Consider the following 1,334-nt stretch of genomic DNA (forward strand, 5'->3'; position numbering starts at 1 on the left):
CGGCCACGGCCTCCGCGAGGGCCGGACGGACGCGCAGCAGCGCCGCGTGGTCGCGCGCGAGGTCCTGCAGGTCGCGCGCCTCGCTCTCCCGGTCGAGCTCGATGAGGCGCTGCTGCGCCTCCGGGGTGAGCAGCGACGGGTCGGGCAGCTCCTGCGGCGGGGACTGCGTGATGGGCGAGATGACGCTCGACTCCACCAGCTTGCGCAGCTCCAGCGCGAGGTGACGGGCGCGCTCCACCTCGGCGGGGGAGAGGGTGTCGCTCTTCTGCGCGTCCTCGATCTGGGAGATGAGCCCCTCGAGGCGGCGCAGCTTCGGGCCGCCCACGCCGGAGAAGCGCGTGAGTTCCGCCTTGAGCTCCGCGAGGTCGCTCGCCTGCGAGACGAGTCCCTCGCCGAGGCGCCGTTCGAGCGCCGCGACCAGCCCCATGCCCTCGTCGATGAGGCCGGGCACGCTCTTGCCCGCGTCCATCTCGGTGCGGGCGACGCTCAGCAGGGCGCGCAGCTTCTGCGCCTCGGGCCAGTCGAAGTACAGCGAGAAGCGCTTCGAGGACGCCTCGAGCGCGGCGAGCAGCGAGTCCTCGTTGCGGATCGCGGTGTTCTTGGTGGAGTCCTGCTGCAGAGCGTCGAGGACGTCCTGCACCCGCTTCTTCGCGAGGGGCGCGGGGACGCTGAGCTGCAGGCGCTTGAAGACGTCCCTGCGCAGCAGGTCGCCGAGGTCGGCGTGATCGAGGTCGGCCAGCGTCTTGCCCTTGGCGCGGGCGCCGCTGTCGAGGATGCGTTCGAGCGCCTTCGGGGAGACCAGGTCACCCAGCATGCGCAGGGGGGTGCGGTAGAGCACGAGAAAACCTCAGGGGGGAGTCGGGAGAAAGGAGAGGGAGGAGCGGTACGTCAGAGCTCGTCGTCCCACTCGACGGCGGCCTGCTGAGGCTGCGCCTCGGCGGCGGCGGCGCGGCCGAGCAGACCGAACTGCATGCAGATCCCGCGGAAGCCCCACGTGGCGAGCGCGAGCCCGACGAGCAGCGTGACGAGCCACACGGCCTGACCGACGCCCGTCTGGACGAGGCTGAGGCTCGCGAGCGAGCCGAACGCGGCGAGGCCCGTGAGGTCCGCGACGACGCCGCCGAGGGACGCGAGGGCTTCCGTGACGACGGGCAGCAGCAGCAGCACGAACGCGGCGTTGATGGCGCGCCAGTACGGGTTGCGGCCACCGAAGGCGAGGTTGAGCAGGTACAGCGGGTACGCGGCGAACAGGCCGAGCAGCACGAGCAGCAGCGCGCGCGGCAGGCCGCCGATGAGGCCGCTGACGCTCGCGGCGACCGACTCGGCGGCGCTCT

General features: G+C 72.3%; 2 pseudogenes. Both read right to left on the reverse strand.

The features are described from left to right. Positions 1–838 (reverse strand): annotated as a pseudogene (locus DEIPI_RS39965) (coiled-coil domain-containing protein); the annotation flags it as partial. Between the two features lie 50 nt (positions 839–888). Further along, positions 889–1,334 (reverse strand): annotated as a pseudogene (locus tag DEIPI_RS39970) (hypothetical protein); the annotation flags it as partial.

This window comes from Deinococcus pimensis DSM 21231, from assembly GCF_000519345.1.
Classification (GTDB): Bacteria; Deinococcota; Deinococci; order Deinococcales; family Deinococcaceae; genus Deinococcus_A; species Deinococcus_A pimensis.